This is a genomic window from Cohnella baijiui (assembly GCF_020731285.1).
Lineage (GTDB): Bacteria > Bacillota > Bacilli > Paenibacillales > Paenibacillaceae > Cohnella.
The window spans coordinates 61,472-79,799 of the sequence record NZ_JAJFOW010000010.1 but is presented as its reverse complement, the minus strand read 5'-3'; the positions used below and the strand labels follow the sequence as shown (position 1 = coordinate 79,799).

General features: G+C 66.0%; 16 protein-coding genes and 1 pseudogene. 12 read left to right on the top strand and 5 right to left on the bottom strand.

The window, feature by feature from the left end:
• The first annotated feature begins 61 nt into the window (after positions 1-61).
• The 3 genes from LKX83_RS12870 to LKX83_RS12860 are packed head-to-tail and all read left to right on the top strand — an operon-like array spanning position 62 to position 3,298.
• Positions 62-1,336 carry a M48 family metallopeptidase gene (locus tag LKX83_RS12870; protein WP_227882673.1) on the top strand — a complete coding sequence of 425 codons (1,275 nt, stop codon included), beginning with the start codon at positions 62-64 and terminating at the stop codon, positions 1,334-1,336.
• The gene (locus tag LKX83_RS12865) at positions 1,308-2,075 is read left to right on the top strand and encodes a hypothetical protein (RefSeq protein WP_227882672.1); all 768 of its coding nucleotides are present in this window, start codon (positions 1,308-1,310) and stop codon (positions 2,073-2,075) included. The genes LKX83_RS12870 and LKX83_RS12865 overlap by 29 nt, the downstream gene beginning before the upstream one ends.
• Positions 2,076-2,134: 59 nt before the next feature.
• A complete protein-coding gene (locus LKX83_RS12860) occupies positions 2,135-3,298 on the top strand; it encodes an MFS transporter (RefSeq protein ID WP_227882725.1) in 1,164 nt (387 codons plus the stop codon).
• A gap of 25 nt (positions 3,299-3,323) precedes the next feature.
• Here LKX83_RS12860 and LKX83_RS34120 read toward each other — a convergent pair whose 3' ends face one another.
• Entirely contained in the window at positions 3,324-3,986 is a 663-nt protein-coding gene (locus LKX83_RS34120; protein ID WP_304518331.1) for a DNA translocase FtsK, read from the bottom strand.
• A 211-nt stretch (positions 3,987-4,197) separates the two neighbouring features.
• Between LKX83_RS34120 and LKX83_RS12850 the strand changes: the two genes are divergently transcribed.
• Genes LKX83_RS12850 through LKX83_RS12830 form a run of 5 tightly spaced genes read left to right on the top strand, consistent with a single transcriptional unit; the run spans position 4,198 to position 8,946 of the window.
• On the top strand, positions 4,198-5,247 hold the full coding sequence (locus tag LKX83_RS12850) for an SIS domain-containing protein (RefSeq protein WP_227882671.1): 1,050 nt from the start codon (positions 4,198-4,200) through the stop codon (positions 5,245-5,247).
• A 39-nt stretch (positions 5,248-5,286) separates the two neighbouring features.
• The gene (locus LKX83_RS12845) at positions 5,287-6,102 is read left to right on the top strand and encodes a DeoR/GlpR family DNA-binding transcription regulator (protein ID WP_227882670.1); all 816 of its coding nucleotides are present in this window, start codon (positions 5,287-5,289) and stop codon (positions 6,100-6,102) included.
• A gap of 45 nt (positions 6,103-6,147) precedes the next feature.
• Positions 6,148-7,101, top strand: coding sequence for an ROK family protein (locus LKX83_RS12840; RefSeq protein ID WP_227882669.1), 954 nt, complete (start codon positions 6,148-6,150; stop codon positions 7,099-7,101).
• Positions 7,102-7,135: 34 nt separating this feature from the next.
• Positions 7,136-8,005 (top strand): class II fructose-1,6-bisphosphate aldolase, encoded by an 870-nt coding sequence (gene fba / locus LKX83_RS12835; protein WP_227882668.1) that lies wholly within the window; start codon positions 7,136-7,138, stop codon positions 8,003-8,005.
• On the top strand, positions 7,966-8,946 hold the full coding sequence (locus tag LKX83_RS12830) for a 1-phosphofructokinase family hexose kinase (RefSeq protein ID WP_227882667.1): 981 nt from the start codon (positions 7,966-7,968) through the stop codon (positions 8,944-8,946). The genes fba and LKX83_RS12830 overlap by 40 nt, the downstream gene beginning before the upstream one ends.
• Before the next feature lie 131 nt (positions 8,947-9,077).
• On the opposite strand, the gene LKX83_RS12825 is transcribed toward LKX83_RS12830, so the two are convergent.
• On the bottom strand, positions 9,078-10,097 hold the full coding sequence (locus tag LKX83_RS12825) for an MsnO8 family LLM class oxidoreductase (protein WP_227882666.1): 1,020 nt from the start codon (positions 10,095-10,097) through the stop codon (positions 9,078-9,080).
• A 157-nt stretch (positions 10,098-10,254) separates the two neighbouring features.
• Here LKX83_RS12825 and chrA point away from each other — a divergent pair, with 157 nt between their 5' ends.
• From chrA to LKX83_RS12810, 3 genes are all read left to right on the top strand, one after another.
• Positions 10,255-11,628 carry a chromate efflux transporter gene (gene chrA / locus LKX83_RS12820; RefSeq protein WP_227882665.1) on the top strand — a complete coding sequence of 458 codons (1,374 nt, stop codon included), beginning with the start codon at positions 10,255-10,257 and terminating at the stop codon, positions 11,626-11,628.
• Positions 11,629-12,163: 535 nt separating this feature from the next.
• Positions 12,164-12,997 (top strand): metallophosphoesterase, encoded by an 834-nt coding sequence (locus LKX83_RS12815; protein ID WP_227882664.1) that lies wholly within the window; start codon positions 12,164-12,166, stop codon positions 12,995-12,997.
• A 188-nt stretch (positions 12,998-13,185) separates the two neighbouring features.
• Complete coding sequence (locus LKX83_RS12810; RefSeq protein WP_227882663.1) at positions 13,186-14,364, top strand: MalY/PatB family protein; 1,179 nt, start codon at positions 13,186-13,188, stop codon at positions 14,362-14,364.
• A gap of 193 nt (positions 14,365-14,557) precedes the next feature.
• Here the strand turns inward: LKX83_RS12810 and LKX83_RS12805 are convergent, their stop codons facing one another.
• From LKX83_RS12805 to LKX83_RS12795, 3 genes are all read right to left on the bottom strand, one after another.
• The gene (locus LKX83_RS12805) at positions 14,558-15,547 is read right to left on the bottom strand and encodes a bifunctional 3-deoxy-7-phosphoheptulonate synthase/chorismate mutase (protein WP_227882662.1); all 990 of its coding nucleotides are present in this window, start codon (positions 15,545-15,547) and stop codon (positions 14,558-14,560) included.
• A gap of 546 nt (positions 15,548-16,093) precedes the next feature.
• Positions 16,094-16,933 (bottom strand): 1,4-dihydroxy-6-naphthoate synthase, encoded by an 840-nt coding sequence (locus LKX83_RS12800; RefSeq protein ID WP_227882661.1) that lies wholly within the window; start codon positions 16,931-16,933, stop codon positions 16,094-16,096.
• Positions 16,930-17,604: a futalosine hydrolase gene (locus LKX83_RS12795; RefSeq protein WP_227882660.1), complete on the bottom strand. Its 675-nt coding sequence runs from the start codon at positions 17,602-17,604 to the stop codon at positions 16,930-16,932. The genes LKX83_RS12800 and LKX83_RS12795 overlap by 4 nt, the downstream gene beginning before the upstream one ends.
• A gap of 278 nt (positions 17,605-17,882) precedes the next feature.
• Between LKX83_RS12795 and LKX83_RS34350 the strand changes: the two are divergent.
• A pseudogene (locus LKX83_RS34350) lies at positions 17,883-18,013 on the top strand (IS110 family transposase); the annotation flags it as partial.
• Between the last annotated feature and the right edge of the window lie 315 nt (positions 18,014-18,328).

Sequence of the window (18,328 nt, the reverse complement as noted above, 5' to 3'; positions counted from 1 at the left end):
GTTCCGCTCGATATGATGAGGCTAATGAGAAGTCGCGATCCGCCGGGGAGGAGCCGCCGCCATGAAACCGACCGCCAAGCTGCTGCGTTACGCTATCCTGTTCGCCGTTTATGCCGCCGTCATGGCGCTTTACGTTCGCTATACGTCGCCGAACGACGTTCCCGCCGCCTACCAGGGCACGGCGGCCGACCCGGCGACGTTTTTCACGCCCGCGCAGCTCAAGGACAGCGAAACGCTGAACGCGGTCCGAAACTGGATTTTCTTCGTCGGCGGCCCCTGGGAGTGGCTGATCTACGGCATCCTCCTCCTCGGCGGCGCAGCCCGCCGCTGGAACGAAGCGCTGGCGCGTCTTCGCCTGCCGGCCGCCGTGCGCTTCCCCGTCTTCGTCCTGCTCGTCCAAGCGGCGTCGTTTCTGCTCTACCTGCCGCTCCGGGTGCTCGGCTACGCCGTGTCGCGCAGCTACGGCATCTCGACCCAGCCCGTCGCCGGCTGGCTCCGGGATAAGCTCGTCGACTTCGGCGTGGGCTACCTCACCGCGCTAGCGGCAGCGGCCGTCGCCTTTTGGATCCTCTCTCGGCGCGGCCGCTGGTGGCTGAAGCTGTGGCTCCTCTCCGTTCCGTTCACCCTGTTCATGATGTACGTCCAGCCGGTCGTCATCGACCCGCTGTACAACAAGTTCGCGCCGTTGTCGGATCCGAAGCTGGAGCAACGGATTCTGGATTTGGCCGCGCGGGCGGACATTCCGGCCCATCGCGTCTACGAGGTCGAGATGTCGTCCAAGACGAACGCCATGAACGCCTACGTGAACGGCATCGGCGCTTCGTTGCGGATCGTGCTGTGGGATACGACGCTGAACAAGCTGGAGGAGCCGGAAATTTTGCAGATCATGGCCCACGAAATGGGACATTACGTCATGCATCATCTGGAATGGAGCGCTGCTGGCGCGATCGGCTCCAGCTTCGTCGCCCTGGCCGCCGGCGGCTGGCTGTACGAACGGATCGTGCGGCGCAAAGGCGCGGCGTGGGGGATCCGGCGGCGGGCAGACTGGAGTGCGCTGCCGCTGCTCCTGCTGCTGATCTCCGTGCTGAACTTCGCGTCGCTGCCGATTTCGAACGCGGTGTCGCGGCAGGCCGAGGGAGCGGCGGACGACTACGCGCTTCGGCTGATCGGCAGCGCGGAGGGCGCGGTCACGATGCATCAAAAGCTCGCGGTCTCCTCCCTTGGCGACGTCAATCCGCCCCTGCTCGTCCGATGGTTCCGCGACACCCACCCGAGCGATTTGGAAAGGATAGCCAATGCGGAGCGATATGACCGGGAACATCCCCGAGACCGTTAACCTGTTTGTGCTTGCCGGGGTCAAGACGGCCCCGCTATTTATGGAAGGCTTGCGCGAAGCGCTCGCCGCGAAGCTCGCGGAAACCGGCCGCACTGTCCGGGCTGAGCTGGTGTTCCCGTACGGCGATTGGTCGCGAAGCGCGATCGCCCAGCTGCGGGAGATGCGTCGCGATCTGCCGCTTGGCATCGCCCGTTACGGGCGGTCGATCGGCGGCCGCCTCGCGCTCGAGGCCGCGTCGTCTTCGCCCCGCGCCGACCGGACGATCTGGGTCGGGCACAGCGGGGGCGGCGTGGCGGCCGTGCATGCATCCGGGCTGCGCCTCGCGCGGGAAGGAGGCGAGCCGGACGCGGTGGTCATGATCGGCTCGCCGCGCTGCCGCATCCCGCCGGCGCTTCGCCGGTCGGTGCTGTATCTGTACGCGGCGGGCCTGCGGCGGCCGCGCCCGAGAGAGCGGCCGCCGGATGGCGCAGGAGCGGACGCGATCCGGCTCCGTCCGGCCGATCCGATCTGCCGGATCGGCAGCTTCGGCGGTTGGCGCGCGGCAGGCGGCTACCGGATGCCTGCATGGCAGCCGGACAAACATGCGCCCGACGCCGTGCGCGGCCTCGCGATTTTGGGCGGCCACGCCGATTATTTCCGGCGGCGCGAGCCGTACGTGAACGCGGCTGGGCAGTCCAATCTGGACGTCACGCTCGCGGCCGTCTGGCCATGGCTGGAAGAAAGGATGTCGACGACTTGAATCTCGCCCGTACCGAGCTCGAAGCGCGCAAACCCCAAACCGGTCGCGCCAACTTCGCGATGCTGATGCTGGTCGTTTTTGCCGGATACCTCGTATTCGGCATTTCGGAAAACCTCAAAGGCCCCGCGCTGCCCGCGATCCAGGCGGAGTTCGGCGTCGGAGAGACGCGGATGGGGCTCGCCTTGTCGCTGAACTCGATCGGCTTCCTGATCGCCTGCACGTTCGCGGGCCTGTTCGTCCGACGCTTCGGCATCAAGGCGGCCTGCGCGGTCGCCTTCGCCTGCATGGCGGCGTCGGGCTGGCTGATCGGCGCGGCCGGAACGTTTTACGCGTTCGCGTTCGGCTACTTTTTCTTGAACCTGTGGAACGGACTGCTGGAGATCGTGCTGGCATTGCTCAGCGCCCGGATCTTCACCAAATACACGGGCACGATGATGAACTTGTCCCATTTCTTCTACGGGCTCAGCTCGACGGCCGCCCCGCTGGCGGCGACGGGCTTGATGGGGGCGAACTTCGCCGGCGGCGCGGAGCTCGGTTGGCGCGGCATGTTCGCCGCGCTGCTGTCCCTGTGCGCGCTGCCGCTTATCCCGAGCTTGCTCGCACGTTTCCCGGGCCGCGACGGGGATACGCACGAAGCGCCGCTCGCTTGGCGCGACTACGTTCGCGATCCGGTGGCGTGGTTCGTCATCGTCCTGCTGTCGTTCGGGGTGGTGGCGGAGTTGGCGGTTGGCAGCTGGCTCGTGAACTTCCTGGAGAAAAGCTACGGGTGGGGAAGAGCGGATGCGGCGGGCATGCTGTCCGCCTTCTTCCTATGCTTTACGGTCGCGCGGCTCGTGCTCGGCCCGTTCGCCGACAAATTCGGCTTCGTGCGGTCGATGATCCTGTTCGCGTCGGCGTCGGCGCTCTGCACGTTGCTTTCCCTCGCGATCGGGGAGCCGGCTGCGGCGCTGTTCGCGGTGTCCGGCTTCGGCATCGCGCCCATCTATCCGACGGCGATGGCGCTGCTCGCCAAGCTTTATCCGAAGGGAAGCGACACGGCGATCACCTTCACCGTCATCATGGTCGGTCTGGCCGGCGTCGCCAGCAACTTCGTCATCGGCGCTGCGTCGGAGCTGCTCGGCCTGCGGGCCGGTTTTTGGCTGATCGGCGGCTCGGCGCTCTGCTGCGCGCTGGCCGGCCTTGCGCTCTACCGCTATTTGCGGCGGCAGGGCCGATTGCTCTGAGTCGACGTGCCGAGTTGGGGAGGATCTACCCTTCCGCCTCCCGCTGCGCGTCCCCGGCCGCCGCGCCCGGCTCCGCGCCGACGGCCAGCAGCACCGAGCGCGGCTTCGTCTTGACGTAGGGTCCGACGACGCCTCGGGCCTCCAACTGCTGCATGAGCCGCGACGCTCGGGCATGTCCGATCCGAAGCCGCCGCTGCAGCAGCGACACCGAAGCCCGCCGCGTCTCGAGGATGAGCGCGGCGGCTTCTTCATAGAGCACGTCGCCCGGATGATCCCGCTCCGGCTCCATGTGCAGAAGCGTCCGCACCCGTCCGACGACGAGCGAGACGCCGGGAGGCGCGCCCGCTGACTGGCGTACGCATTCGTTCAGGCGGTCGACGGTGTCTCGGTCGTATTTGCCGTTGGCGAAGACGACGAGATCCTGGATCCGAGCGCCGGACGACTTGTGGCAGGAGACGATGAAGGGGCCGAGTTGCCCGTCCTCCGCGAGCTGCGCCAGCCACGGCTCGATCGCGACGGCGGACCGGTAGCCGTCCCCGTCGGTATCGATCATGAGCGCGCCGAAGAGGAGCTCCGACCGGTGCTGCAGGACGAACTCCTTGCGCCGAAGCGAGGCCACCAGCCTTTCGTTGTCGGTTACAAACGTCAGATACTTGTCCCGATGCAGCTCGAATTGGACCATATGCATCCTCGGTCACCGTCCGTTTCCTTTTCCTCCATCGTATCAGGATCTTCGCGCAATGTTTGTCAAAGCGCGGCGCGAGCGCTGTACGATCTTGTCTCTTGGGCGCGGGGCTTGCTCGATTTAGAAAAATTCAATCATAATTTATGATTGAAATTTTCATTTTTAAGCGATATAATTTCAATTGTCAGGAAAATGGAGATAGGAGTGACGAACCGTGAACCGTGGAGTTTTGACGTATCCGGAAATCGGGGGGCAGGCCGAAGCGATCGCCGCCGCCTGGACGCAGTTGAAGCAGCAGCAGGATTGGGTGGCGAAATATGTGGCCGATACCTCGTTCGAAGAGGTGGTCTTCATCGGCTCCGGCTCTTCGTATTATCAGGCGCAAACGATGGCCGCGACGTTCCGCGTTTGGCTGGGACGCAGCGCGAGCGCGTTTCCGTCCTCGGAAATTTTTCTGTTCCGGGACCAGGCCGTGGCGCGGGGGCGCAAGACGCTGCTCGTCGGGGTTTCCCGCTCGGGCGAGTCGACCGAGGTGCTGCTCGCGATCGACGCGGTGAAGGACGTGCCGAACTGGACGGTCTGCGGCATTACTTGCTATGAGGACAGCGGCCTCGCGCAGCGCGCGGAATGCCTCGTCTCTCCGCTCGGCAAGGAGCAGAGCACCGTCATGACCAAGTCGTTCAGCAGCATGACGTTCATGATGCAGGCGGCGATCGCGACGGTCGCGGGTCCGGAGAAGCTGGGCGAGCTGGCCGAGGCGATGGCGTTGACCGAACAGGTCGTCAAACGCGCGGACGCCTTCGCGGAAGCGCTGGCGGCGGAAAATGCATTCGCGAAGACGATCTATCTCGGCATGGGCAGCTATTTCGGTTTGGCGCAGGAGGTTTGCCTCAAGCTGAAGGAGATGGCGTACGTCTGGACGGAGAGCTACGGCACCCTGGAGTTCCGCCACGGGCCGAAGTCGATCGTCGAGCCGGGCACGCTCGTGGCGGTGCTCGTTTCCGAGACGGCGCGTTCCTACGAGCTGAAAGTCGCCGAAGAGATGAAGGCATACGGCGCGTTCGTCCTGCTCGTCACGGCGAAGGCGGGAGACGACACGGCGTTCGCGGATGCGGTGTTCGAGATCGGCGGGGCGGAGCTGAGCGACGAGGCGCGGGCGACGCTGTACCTGCCGGCGCTGCAATATCTGGGTTTCCGCTCGGCGATGGCCAAAGGCGTCGATCCGGACCATCCGCGGAATTTGACGCAGGTCGTCATCATCTAGGCGGCCGCGGCCCAAGACAGGCGATAGGAGTGGATGCCGATGGCACGCATCGGATTGAAGGCGGAGCGGCAGGAGCGCCTGCTCGCTTACCTGGAGGCGAACGGCAGCATCACGCTGCAGGAGCTCGTCTCGGCGTTCGACTGCTCGGAGGCGACCGCGCGGCGCGATCTGGAGGAGTTGGAGCAGACGGGCGCGATCATCCGGACGATGGGCGGAGGCGCGATGTACGCCGGTCCGCAAGCGAGTTTGCGGGAAATCCCGTTCCGGGAAAAGCAGCAGGCGCTCTTCCGGGAAAAGGAAGCAATCGCGCAAGCGGCGGCCGACCTCGTGCAGGAAGGCGACGTCATCGGGCTGACGGGCGGGACCACGACGTTTTTGATCGCCCGGGCGCTGAAGCGCAGACGCCGGATTACCGTCGTGACCAACGCGGTCAACATCGCGATGGAGCTGTCGGACAACGAAGAGCTGCAGGTCGTCCTGACGGGCGGCGTGCTGCGCAACAAAAGCTTCGAGCTGTGCGGGCCGCTGGCCGAGCAAACGGTGAAGGCGGTCAATATCCATACGATGTTCATGGGCATCGACGGGTTGACCGAGCAGGGCGTCAGCACGTACTCCGAGCTGGAGGCGAACATCGCCGCCCTTTTGATGGAGCGCGCGGACAAGACGGTGGCCGTCTTCGACCGGACGAAGGCGGGACGTTCTTCCCTGTTCACGGTCGCCCCGTTGACGCGGCTGCACGCCTGCATCAGCGACAACGAGCCGCCGGAGGCGATCTCGCGGGCGATGCAGGAGGCCGGCGTGCGGATGCACGTCGCCCGGGCGCCGGCCGGCTTCGGTCGCGAGGAGGAGCTGTGACATGCGGAAAAAGGTAGAGCGGACAGCGGAAAAGGAGGGGCTTCGATGAGCGTGTGGATCGGAGTCGACGTAGGCGGCACAAATATCGTATGCGGAGCGGTGGCGGACGACGGCCGCGTGCTTCACGCCCTGAAGCGCCCGACCGGCGCCGCGGAAGGGCCGGCCGCGGTGCTCGACCGCATCGCGGCGATGGCGCGCGAAGCGGCCGAGCGCGTTGGAGCGGCGCCGGCGGGCATCGGCGTCGGCATCCCCGGCCTGGTGGATCCGGCGGCCGGCCTCTCGCGCAACTCGACCAACCTCGCGTGGCGCGACGTGCCGGTCGTTCAAGAGCTGGAGCGCCGGCTCGGCATTCCGACGCGCATCGACAACGATGTGCGCATGTATATTTACGGCGAAGCCGTCTACGGCGCGGGTCGCGGCAGCGCGTACGTGCTCGGGCTGACGATCGGCACGGGCATTGCGGCCGCGATCGTACAGGAAGGTCATTTGCTGTACGGCTACAAAAGCATGGCGGGCGAGCTGGGTCACGGTCCGATGGCCGGCGTCGACGTCCCGTGCGCCTGCGGGCTCGTCGGCTGCCTGGAGGCAGTCGCCTCGGCCTCGGGCATGGTCCGCGAGGCCAAGCGGGCGATCGCGGCGGGACGCGAGACGGTGCTCGCCGACTGGTTCCCGGGCGAACGCCTGGCGGAGCTGGCTGCGGCCGATCTGTCCCGCGCGATGGACGCGGGCGATGCGCTGGCGACCGAGATCGTGCGACGGGCCGGCGAGCTGACGGGACGGGCGCTGATTCCGGCCGTGCATCTCGTCAGCCCCGAGACGATCCTCGTCGGCGGCGGCGCGGCGCAGGCCGGAGAGCGGCTGCTCGGCCCGCTGCGCGAGACGCTGATGGACGGACTGCTGCCGGACTTCCGTCCGGGCATCCGGATCAAGGTGGCGGAGCTCGGCGACGACGCGGGCGTGATCGGCAGCGCGATGCTGGCGAAAGCGCGCTTATCCTAGCGAGAGAGCGAACAACGAAACGGGGGACTCATCCATGGCATTGGTATCTTCTACATCCATGCTTGAAGCGGCGCGCGCAGGCGGATTCTGCGTCGGCGCCTTTAACGTTCATACGCTGGAAATGCTGCAGGCGGTCGTCGAGGCGGCCGAAGAGACGAACTCGCCGCTTATTCTGCAATCGACGGTCGGCACCGTCAAGCATCTCGGCCCGGACTATATCGCGGCGGCGGCCACGGTAGCGGCAAACCGTTCGAGCGTGCCGATCGCGCTGCATCTGGACCATTGCACCGACTTCAACGTCATCATGCAGTGCATTCGTGCCGGCTATACGTCCGTCATGATCGACGCGTCGCACGATCCGTTCGACCAAAACGTCGCGCTCACCCGCAAGGTGGTAGAAGCGGCTAACGCGGTCGGCATCAACGTGGAGGCGGAGCTGGGCCGCGTCGGCGGCGTCGAGGACGATATCGTCGTCGACGAACGCGACGCGCTGCTCGCCGATCCGGACGAGTGCGCGCGCTTCGTCGAGCTGACCGGCGTCCACACGCTGGCCCCGGCGATCGGTACCGCGCACGGCATCTACAAGGGCGAGCCGAACATCGACTTCGACCGGATCGGCCGCATCGCCGAGAAAGTTGCGGTTCCGCTCGTCCTGCACGGCGGCTCCGGCATTCCGGAGGCGCAAGTGAAGAAGGCCGTCTCGCTCGGCATGGCGAAGATGAACGTCGCGACGGAGCTGCGCATCGTGTTCTCCGACGCGATCAAGGATGTGTTCGCGGCAAACCCGGCGGAGAACGACCCGCGCAAGTACATGGTGCCTGCGAAGGACGCGCTGCGGGCTGCGGCGATCGAGAAGATGCGCCTGTGCGGCGCGATCGGCCGGGCGAAGGACTGCCGTCCATGACTTCCCGGATCGTCGCCGTCACGCTGAACGCGGCCATCGACAAGACGTATTACATGCCGGCCTGGCAGGCGGGCAAGGTGATGCGGGCGGAGCGGGTGATCGCGGCGGCGGGCGGCAAAGGCATCAACGTGGCGCGCGTGCTTCGGCATCTCGGCCACGAGGACGTGACGGCCACGGGCTTCGCAGCCGGGTATAATGGCAGGTTCATCGCCGAGCAGGTGCGGGCGGCGGGCATCGGATCGGACTTCGTCGAAGCGGACGGAGAGTCCCGGCTCTGCCTGAACTTTATGGACGGCCGCGACGGCTCGTCGACCGAGGTGCTGGAGCCCGGCCCCGATATCCGGCCCGAGGACGAACAGGCGATGCGGGCCAAAATCCGCGAGCTGGCTTCCGGCGCCGCGCTCGTGATCTTCTCCGGCAGCCTGCCCCGCGGCTGCTCGCCAGACTTGTACGCCGAGCTGATCGGCATCGCGCGCGAGGCGGGCGCGGAGGCGTTCCTCGACGCGAGCGGCGCGGCGCTGACGGCGGGACTCGCGGCGCGGCCCGCATTCATCAAACCCAACGAGGACGAGATCCGGCCCTGGATGGCGGGCGAAGAAGGCGGCGAGGCCGGCTTCCGGCAGGCGGCGGCCGCACTCGCCGCTTCGGGCATCCCGAACGTCGCGGTGACGCTCGGCGCCGAAGGCGCCGTCGCCGGCGCGGACGGGCGGCTGTACCGCGTACGCATTCCGCGGATTCAGGCGGTCAACGCGGTCGGCAGCGGCGACGCGTTCGTCGCGGGTTTCGCCTTCGGGTTCGTGCGCGGCTGGCCGGTCGAGCGTAGCTTGCGGCACGCGGCCGCGGCCGGCTGCGCAAACGCGCTGTCGGATGCCGCCGGTCAGGTGAACCCGGCCGATCACGAACGGCTGTTGCGCGAGATCGACGTCGACGTGCTCGATTAAGGGTTCGAAAGAGAGGCCCGGAAGCCCCATTGGCGGCTCACCGGGCCTCTCTTTTTGGCATGGCGCGTCAGGCGGCGCCTGTTCGCGTCCGATCGCGTAAGATGCCGTCAGGTGAAGGGCTTGCGCACGAATTACGCCTCGGTTCCGTTCGCCCCGAGCGCGCCCGCGATCAGCTCGTACGAACGGACGCGGTCCGCAAATTCGTGCGCGTAGGAGAGAATCATCAGCTCGTCCGCGCCGTGTTCCGCCTGCAGCGCGGAGAGACGCGCCCGGACGGTCTCGGGGTCCCCTACCGCCGAAGTTTGCCGGATGCGCGCATAAACGCCGCCGAGGTCTTCGCCGGCCAGCGCCGCCCTCGCCTCCGCGGCAGACGGCAGGCCGTCCGGACGCCGTCCGTCTGCCGCTTGCCGCCTCCAGACGTACGTGCCGAGGGACAGTTCGAGCGCCCGCTCCTCCGTTTCCGCGCAAAAGGCGGATACGGCCATGAGAAAGTAAGGCTTGCCGCTTCCGCGCCCGGGATGCGGCCGGAAGTGGCGAAAGTACGTCTCCCGCGCCTCGGCCGCCTGCTCCGCGTTCATAAAGTGCCCGTACGCGTAAGATGCGCCCCGCTCGGCGGCAAGTTTGGCGCTTTTCGCGCTCGTGCCGAGCACCCACGGCGCGGGCGGGACGGGCGGTCGCGGCGCGGCGGAGGTTTTGGCGTAGGGGTGCGATTCCGGGAACCCGTCGCCCAGAAAGCCGAGCAGCTCGTCGAACGCCTCGGGCAGCTTCCATACGTGCTCCAGATAGTTGTCCGACAGCGCCATCGACGATTCCGCCGGCCCGCCCGGGGACCGCGCGATGCCGAGATCGATGCGCCCCGGGAACAGGCATGCGAGCAGATTAAACGTCTCTGCGATTTTGTAGGGACGATAGTAGGGCAGCAGGATGGCGCCGGCGCCGAGACGAATCCGCGAGGTCAGCGCCCCGAGGTAGCCCAGCATCGCTTCGGGCGCCGAGCAGGCGAGTCCGCCCAGGTCGTGGTGCTCGGCCAGCCAATAGCGGACGTAGCCGAGCCTGTCGGCCGCTTGCGCGAGTTGGCCGGCTTGGCGGAGCGCGTCGCCTGCGCTCCCGCCGGCGGCGATCGGGGCCTGGTCCAAGATGCTGATGTTCAAGAGGAAGCCTCCCATTCCGGAATCTTATGCTCTCAGTATAGCGGAGCGGGGAGGCTTTTCCCACCGTTGACGGGGCGAATCCGCCGGCGATGATCCTCCGTTAACGAAAGTCTGGTATATTCATAACATCAGATATCAAAGCAAGGAGAGGCGTACGATGAGAGAGAAAAAATGCGGGGGACCCGCTGCGGATGCGAGACGGCCGGAGGGGCTGACGGGTATCGAGGCCGCCGGTCTGGATGCCGAAAGCAGCACGGCCGAAGCCGGTGCGCGGTCCGATCGCACCAAGCTTGCCGGATCGTTGCGGGGCGATGTGGCGGCCGAACCAGACGCGCCGTCCCGCGAAAGCCGCTGGCGTCGCGTCGGCGAAACGGGGCTCGTCGCCCTGAAGCTCGGGCTGACATCGTTTGGCGGCCCGGTCGCGCACCTTGGCTATTTTCGCGAGGAGTATGTCCGCAAGCGGCGCTGGCTGACCGAGCGCGCCTATGCGGACCTGGTCGCGCTCTGCCAGTTTTTGCCCGGGCCGGCCAGCAGCCAGGTCGGCATCGGCGTAGGTCTGCTTCGCGGCGGGCTCTGGGGCGGGCTGGCGGCGTGGCTCGGGTTCACCCTGCCGTCCGTTCTCGCGCTCGTCGCCTTCGCCGCTTTCGCCCGCGGAGCGACGCTGGCCGAGACCGGCTGGCTGCACGGGTTGAAGCTGGTCGCGGTGGCGATCGTCGCGCAGGCCGTGCTCGACATGGGACGCAAGTGGGCGTCCGACCGCGTCCTCGCGAGCGTGGCGGTAGGCGCAGCCGCGCTCGCGCTGCTGTGGCGACATCCGCTGAGCCAGATCGCGGCGATCGTCGCGGCCGCCGGTTTCGGCTGGCTGGTTTACCGACGCCGCGACAGGCTGGCCGAGCCGCAGCCCGACGCGGACATCCGGGCGCCGATCGGCCGGCGGCTCGGCGCGGGCTTCCTGCTCGCGTTCGCGGGGCTGCTCGTCCTGCTGCCTTGGCTTCGCCTCGGCGGGGACCGGTTCGTCGCGCTGTTCGACTCCTTTTACCGCTCGGGCGCGCTCGTATTCGGCGGGGGGCACGTCGTCCTGCCGCTGCTGCGGGGCGAGGTCGTGCCGCAGGGATGGGTGTCCGACGCGGATTTTCTGGCCGGCTACGGCGTGGCGCAGGCGGTGCCCGGACCGCTGTTCACCTTCGCCTCGTACGTCGGGTTCGCGGCCGACGGGCCGCTCGGCGCGGCCGTGGCGACGATCGCCATTTTCCTGCCCGCGTTTCTGCTGACGGCGGGGGCGCTGCCGTTCTGGCAGTCGCTGCGCAGCAGCCCCCATTTGCAGGGGGCGTTCGCCGGCGTGAACGCGGCGGTCGTCGGCTTGCTGCTCGCGGCGCTGTACGATCCGATCTGGACGACCACCGTTCGGTCGGCGGGCGACTTTGCAGCCGCCTTGGTGCTGTTTGCTCTGCTGGTCTTTTGGCGCCTGCCGCCCTGGGCGGTCGTCGTGGCGGGCGTCCTCCTGGGCTGGGGGATGGGCTATTGGGGGTGAGTGGAGGTACGTTCCGCGCGGTTTTGGCTTTCCCCCGCCCGCCGTGTTGGCATGGCTGGCGGGCACGCGCAAATGGCACAGCGAGAATGTGCGATATTTCGAATACATTCGCCGAGTGAGCGTGTGCAGCGAGAATGTGTGCGATATTTCGAATACAATTCGTCAGAATGAGTGTGCGCCGCGATAATGTGTGCGATATTTCGAATACATTCGCCGGAGTGAGGTGTGCAGCGAGAATGTGTGCGATATTTCGAATACATTCGCCGGAGTGAGCGTGTACAGCGAGAATGTGTGCGATATTTCGAATACAATCTGCCGGAACGAGCATGCGCAACGAGAATGTGTATGATATTTCGAATACATTCGCCGAACGAGCAACGTCGGCTACGATCGCCGCGTGCGCTGCCACCTATACGAGGCGTGACCGAAGCCTGGACGAGAGAAGGGGCTGGCTTGGATCGCGTTGCCGGGAGCCTTATAATGAGGCGAAGGGCGGCTTTCCGGACCAATCCCACTCCCAGGCAGGTGAACCGCAATGAAAATCGGCATCCTCTCGGATTTGCATATCGACAAGAACAACGTCCCCGGACAGGCGACCGTCCAGGAAGCGCTGGCGCGCGCCGCGAGAGAGCGCGGCGCGGAACTTCTCATCGTGGCGGGGGACGTCTCGGACGACCATCGCGTGACGCTGCGCGCGCTCGAGGAGATCGAAGCGCGGTCGGGGATGCCCTGCCTGTTCGTGCCGGGCAACCATGATCTGTGGAATGCGGCGCGGCCCGAAGAAGACGCCTGGATCGCCTACAAGGCGTTGCTTCGGTATACGCATAATCTGGCGGCCGGGCCTTATCCGCTCGGCGACCGGTGGATCGTCATCGGGGACGCGGGCTGGTTCGACTATTCGCTGGGCAACGCGGATCGTTACGACGAAGCCGACTTCGGGCGGATGGAGCTCGACGGGCGGGTGTGGAAGGACAAGCGCTACGCCCGTTGGGATCGCGAGCCCGCGGCGATGACCGCGTATTTTTACGACAAACTGAGGTCGCAGCTCGCCGCTTACCGGGACCGCCACGTCATCCTCGTTACGCACGTCGTGCCGGACGCCTCGCTCACCGTTCCGGAGACGCGTCCGGGTTGGGATTATTTCAACGCGTTTCTCGGGAGCACCCGTTACGGGGATCTGATCCGCGCGTACGGAGCCTCGATCCCGTGCGCCATTTCCGGACACGTCCACTATCGCAAGCAGGTGACGCTGGCCGGGACGGAGCTGATCAGCAGCTGCCTCGGCTACCGCCGAGAATGGCGTTATTCCCAGGATGCGTACCGCGAAGTGTCCCTTGCCCTCGGCGTCATCGACATCGACATCGAGTAACCGAACAGCGGCCGATCCGGGCCGGCTCCCGACTCGCTTAGCGCGGCTGGGGCCGGCTTTTGTCTGAGCGCGGAGGCGCGTACGAAGGGGGCGGGCGGTGGCGGGGGAGATGCCCTCGTCTTGTGGAAATCTTCAATAGAAGCTATGATGAAGCCAAACCAAAAGCATGCGCGGGAGGACTTCGAATCATGCCATACGACTTTGACCGGGATTTTACGAACGACGTTCAAGATACGCTCAAATGGGGGCAGGCCGACAAGCTGTACGGCGGAGAGGACTTGCTGCCGCTCTGGGTCGCCGATATGGATTTCCGGGCGCCGCAGCCGGTCGTCGATGCGATCGTGCGCCGCGCGGAAGCCGGCCTTTTCATGTATACATCGATCCCGACTTCGGCGTTGGAGGCGGTGGCGGCGTGGATGAAGGAGCGCCACGGCTGGGCGGTCGAGCCGGCGTGGATTCGTTTTGCGCCGGGCGTCATCTCGCTGCTCGAAACGTCGGTCCGCGCCTTCACGTCGCCCGGTGACCAGGTGATCGTGCAGCCGCCGGTGTACGGGCCGTTCGGTTCGGTCGTGACCTCGCAGGGGCGGGAAATCGTCTCCAATCCGCTTCGCCGGCATCCGGATACCGGACGTTACGAGATGGACTTCGAAGATCTGGAAACGAAACTGAAGGCGTCGGGAGCGAAGCTGCTCTTCCTGTGCAGTCCGCACAATCCCGTGGGCCGCGTTTGGACGCAGGAGGAGTTGGCTCGCCTGGCGGACCTGTGCATCCGATACGACGTTACCGTCATATCGGACGAGATCCACGCGGACCTCGTGCTCAGCGGCAAGCACCATCCCCTCGTCCTGGCGGATCCGCGCATGGCCGATCGGACCGTCGTCTGCATCGCGCCGAGCAAGACGTTCAACATCGCGGGACTGCAATCGGCGTTCGCCATCGTGCCGAACGAGGGGCTGCGTCTCGCTTTCGATAAAGCCTTGGGCCACAAGGAGCCGAATCCGCTGTCCGCGGCCGCGACCGAAGCTGCCTATCGCCACGGGCAAGAATGGCTTGCGGAATGCCTCGATTACCTTCGCGGCAACGCCGAATTCGCCGTCCGTTATTTGGAGGAGCATCTGCCGGAGGCGAAATGCCTCGTACCCGAGGCTACGTATTTGCTCTGGGTCGATCTGCGGGCGCTCGGTCTGTCCGCCAAGGACATCCAGACCAAGCTTGTGAACGAAGCCAAGGTAGCGGTCAGCGACGGCAAGATCTTCGTCAGCGAAGGCGAGGGCTTCATCCGGATCAACCTCGCTTCCCGCCGCGCGCGGGTCGAGGAGGGGCTGCGGCGCATCGCCGAGACGCTCGGAGGCGCGAGCGGACGCTAGCCGCGCCTTGACCATGACGCGCGAAGAGCGGCGAAAACGGGCGGCAGTCCCGTCTTGACGGCCGCACATCCAAGCAAACCTCGCCTACGATGGGCTGCGCGACCGCCTTTCTGCACCAAGGACCTCCCTGGACGAAAAGCCGGAGAGGTCCTTTTCATTTTCCATGGGCCGGCCGCCGCGATAAGACGCCGAACTAGGCTAGTCGCCCCGTGAGCAGTCCGGAGCCGACGAGCTCCTCATAGAAACGGCGGAACTCCGGCAGGTCCAGCTGCTGGGCGGCATCGGACAGCGCCTTGGCCGGATCGGGATGGACCTCGACCATGACGCCGTCGGCGCCCGCGGCGAGCGCGGCTTTAGCGCAGGGGGCCATGATGCTTTTGCGTCCGGTCGAATGCGTGACATCCACGAGCACCGGCAAATGGCTCTCCTGCTTCAGGATCGGCACGGCGGAGATGTCGAGCGTGTTGCGCGTCGCCTTTTCGTACGTCCGGATGCCGCGTTCGATCAGCATGACGTTTCCGTTGCCGCTCGAGACGACGTATTCCGCCGCGTGCAAAAACTCGTCGATCGTCGCCGACAGGCCCCGCTTGAGCAGGATCGGCTTGCCGATTCGGCCGGCGGCTTTCAGCAGCTCGAAGTTGTGCATGTTGCGGGCGCCGATCTGGATGACGTCCACATAGTCGCACGCCAACTCCAAATGCGCGGGATCGACGATCTCGCTGATCGTCTTCAGGCCGAATTCGTCGGCGGCTTCCTTCAGGATGCGCAGCCCTTCGATGCCGAGTCCCTGGAACTCGTACGGCGACGTCCGCGGCTTGAACGCGCCGCCGCGCATAACCGAGACGCCCGCGTCCTTCAGCGCAGCGGCGACAGCCCGAACCTGCGCGTAGCTCTCCACGGAGCACGGCCCCGCGACGACGAACGGCCGTCCGCCGCCGACGGCGACGTCCCCGAGCGGGATGACCGTGTCGGCCATCTTCGATTGGCGGCTGACGAGCAGCGGTTTTTTCGGGCTCGCGGCGGGGGTCAGCCCTTCCTGAATCAATTGCCCGAAGCGCAGCCGAAACGCTTCGTCATCCCCCGTTTCGCGGACGACTTCCGTCCGCTCCGTCCATAACGCCAGCAGCTGGCGGTCGATTTCCCGCAGCCGCGCTTTGTTGCTCTCCAAGCCGACTTGACTCATTCGTGCTCTCTCCTTTTGCCCCGATTGGCGATCTTTTGGCCTTGCACCGCGAACGCAAAAAACTCCCCGCCGCAAAGGGACGAGGAGTCGTGGTACCACCCTAATTAGACCTGCGCGCACCGCATGGCTGCGGACGGCACAGTTCTCACTTGATCCCGATAACGCGGGGAGGCGGGCCGCCCTACCGGACGCCGAAACTACCGGCATCGTTCAGGCGTCAGCTCCGGAATGAACTTCGGCGGCGTGTCTGCCGGGCGCTCTCAATCGGTGGCGGCCCTTCCCTGTCTGCAGCGCTGTTCCGCTTACTCTTTCCTTCATCGCTTGTACGTCATGCAATTTTCGCTTGTTCGTATTGTATGCTTGTGCGAGCGATTGTGCAAGCGGATCTTTTAAAGCAGTTTTGCTTCATTGCGGCGGAGCGGCCCCGCGCATACGGCCCGAGGGCGGCGGCAGAGGCGCTGCCGGTTCGGCTTGCGGGACGAAAGGGGCGCACGCGGAAAAGAAGCCGCCGTGGGCGGCTTCGCTTGGGATATGCCGGGAAAAGAGTTACAGGCGAAGCGCGGCCAAATCGATCTTCGGCACGAGACCTTCATCGGCGGCACGGGACAGCAGCGCGTCGATTGCCGCGTAGCCGTCGTCGCCGAGCGCTGCGGTAAAGTCATTCACGTACAGGTCGATATGCGCCTGCGCGACGTCCGGCGACAGCTCTTGGGCATGCGCCATCACGTATTCGCGCGAAGCATCGGGGTGCGCCCAGGCGTATTCCACGGAGGCGCGGATCCAACCGGCGACGGCTTGCAAGTCGAGGGAGCGCCGGGCGATGATGGCGCCGAGCGGAATCGGCAGGCCGGTGTCGGATTCCCACCAATTTCCGAGATCGACGAGCATCGTAAGCCCGTAGTTCGGATAGGTGAAGCGGGCTTCGTGGATGACGAGCCCGGCGTCGATCTTCCCGTCGCGCACCGCGGGCATGATCTCGTGGAACGGCATGACGACGATCTCGCCGACGCCGCCCGGCACGTTGCGCGCCGCCCACAGGCGGAACAGCAGGTAGGCGGTGGAGCGTTCGCTCGGCACCGCGACGCGTTTGCCGGCCAGCGCCGCGGGTCCTTCCGCGCCGTCGGCGGTGAGGACGAGCGGGCCGCAGCCGCGGCCGAGCGCACCCCCGCAGGGCAGCAGCGCATACTCGGGATGAACCCAAGGGAGCGCGGCGTACGAAATTTTCAGGACATCGAGTCCGCCGGGCTCCGCGTTCAGCGCCAGGCCGTTCGTGATGTCGATATCGGCATACGTCACTTCCAGCGCGGGCGCGCCGGGGATGAGCCCGTGCGCCCAGGCGTGGAAAACGAAGGTGTCGTTCGGACAAGGGGAATAGGCGATTTTCATGGTTGACGTACAGCCTCCTTTAGTACGGGGATAGCGGCGGTCAGAGCCGATAGCGCATCGCCGATCCGCCAGGCGGAACGGTCTCGCGGCCCGATCGCGTTCGAGATGGCGCGCAGTTCGAGGAACGGCGTTTGCCGCTCGTTCGCCGCGACGGCGACGCCGTGGCCTTCCATCGCTTCGGCGACAGCGCCAGGCGTCCGTCGCGCGAGGGCGTCCGCCGTCTGCCGCGTGCCCGTCGCGGTCGCGACCGTGAGGACCGGCCCGTAGGCGACGGCTTGTCCGGCGGCGCGGAGCGCCTCCGCCAGCGCCGGCGCCAGGCGGGGGTCGGCGTCCAGCGCGGACAAGCCGAAGCCGAGCTCGTCCACGGAGGCAAAGCCGCCTTCCGCCGTCTCGGCGCCCAGATCCGCGGCCACGACGCGGCTGGCTACCGCGAGCGTGCCGACGGGCGCCGCTTCCGCGAAGCCGCCGCCGATGCCCGCGCTCACGACGAGCGCGTAGTCTTCGGCCGCCAGCGCCAGGGCGGTGCGCGCCGCGGCGGTCGCCGGGCCGACGCCCGCGAGGCGCACGTCGAACCGGGCGTCGCCGTTCAGCCCGCGCAGCACCGCCTCGCGCTCGGCCTCGACCGCGGTCATGATCAAGACGCGGCCGGTCGTTGTTGCAGGTTCCTTCATCCGTTCTGCTCCCTTCCGTCGTTCGTCCGCATGTCTCGCAACGGAGGCATCCCCTCCATTTTACAGGAGTCGGGCGCCGGTTTCACGTATTCCGGACCAGGGTTCACAAAGTCGCCTTTGGCCGGGAGCGGTATCGGCTCCGGCTGTGAGAGGGGAGAAGGGAGGCTGCGAGGCGGGAGGAGGCGCCGGGGGCGGCGTAGAGGTGGGAATGTACGGACAGGGGGATGGAGAGGGCGGCGGGGCTTGGGCGGTGATCGGTCAGATGCTTCTTCAATAAAAAAGAGCATCTATCCGCCATCGAAGTGAGATAGCTGCACTCGCTGTTGAGATTGAAGAGTATCAGATTATCGAATCCATTCACGGTATAGGTGGGAAAATCGTGGCAACGATTATTTCACCGCTGCAGGAAGATGTCGGCCACCAGCATGCCGCATAGAGAACGTCGCTTCTACGGGCCAACCACCTTCGGCATGCCATACTGTGCCAGACTTCGATGGCGGGAGCGCTCGACAAAAATGAGCACTTTGTGTTTGCCATAACCATCTGAATCTAGTAGGAAGATCCTGAAATAACGTACTTAAGCCCCAACCCGGGGATTAACCGGAAATCCAGCTCAAAACCGATATCGATGCTTGACCAGAGGAGTAGATGGGAGTGCGTAAAAGCGGGCGAAAATTCTAACGGTTGCGAGCGACGCTATTTGGGTAAAAATGGGGTTTGCAAA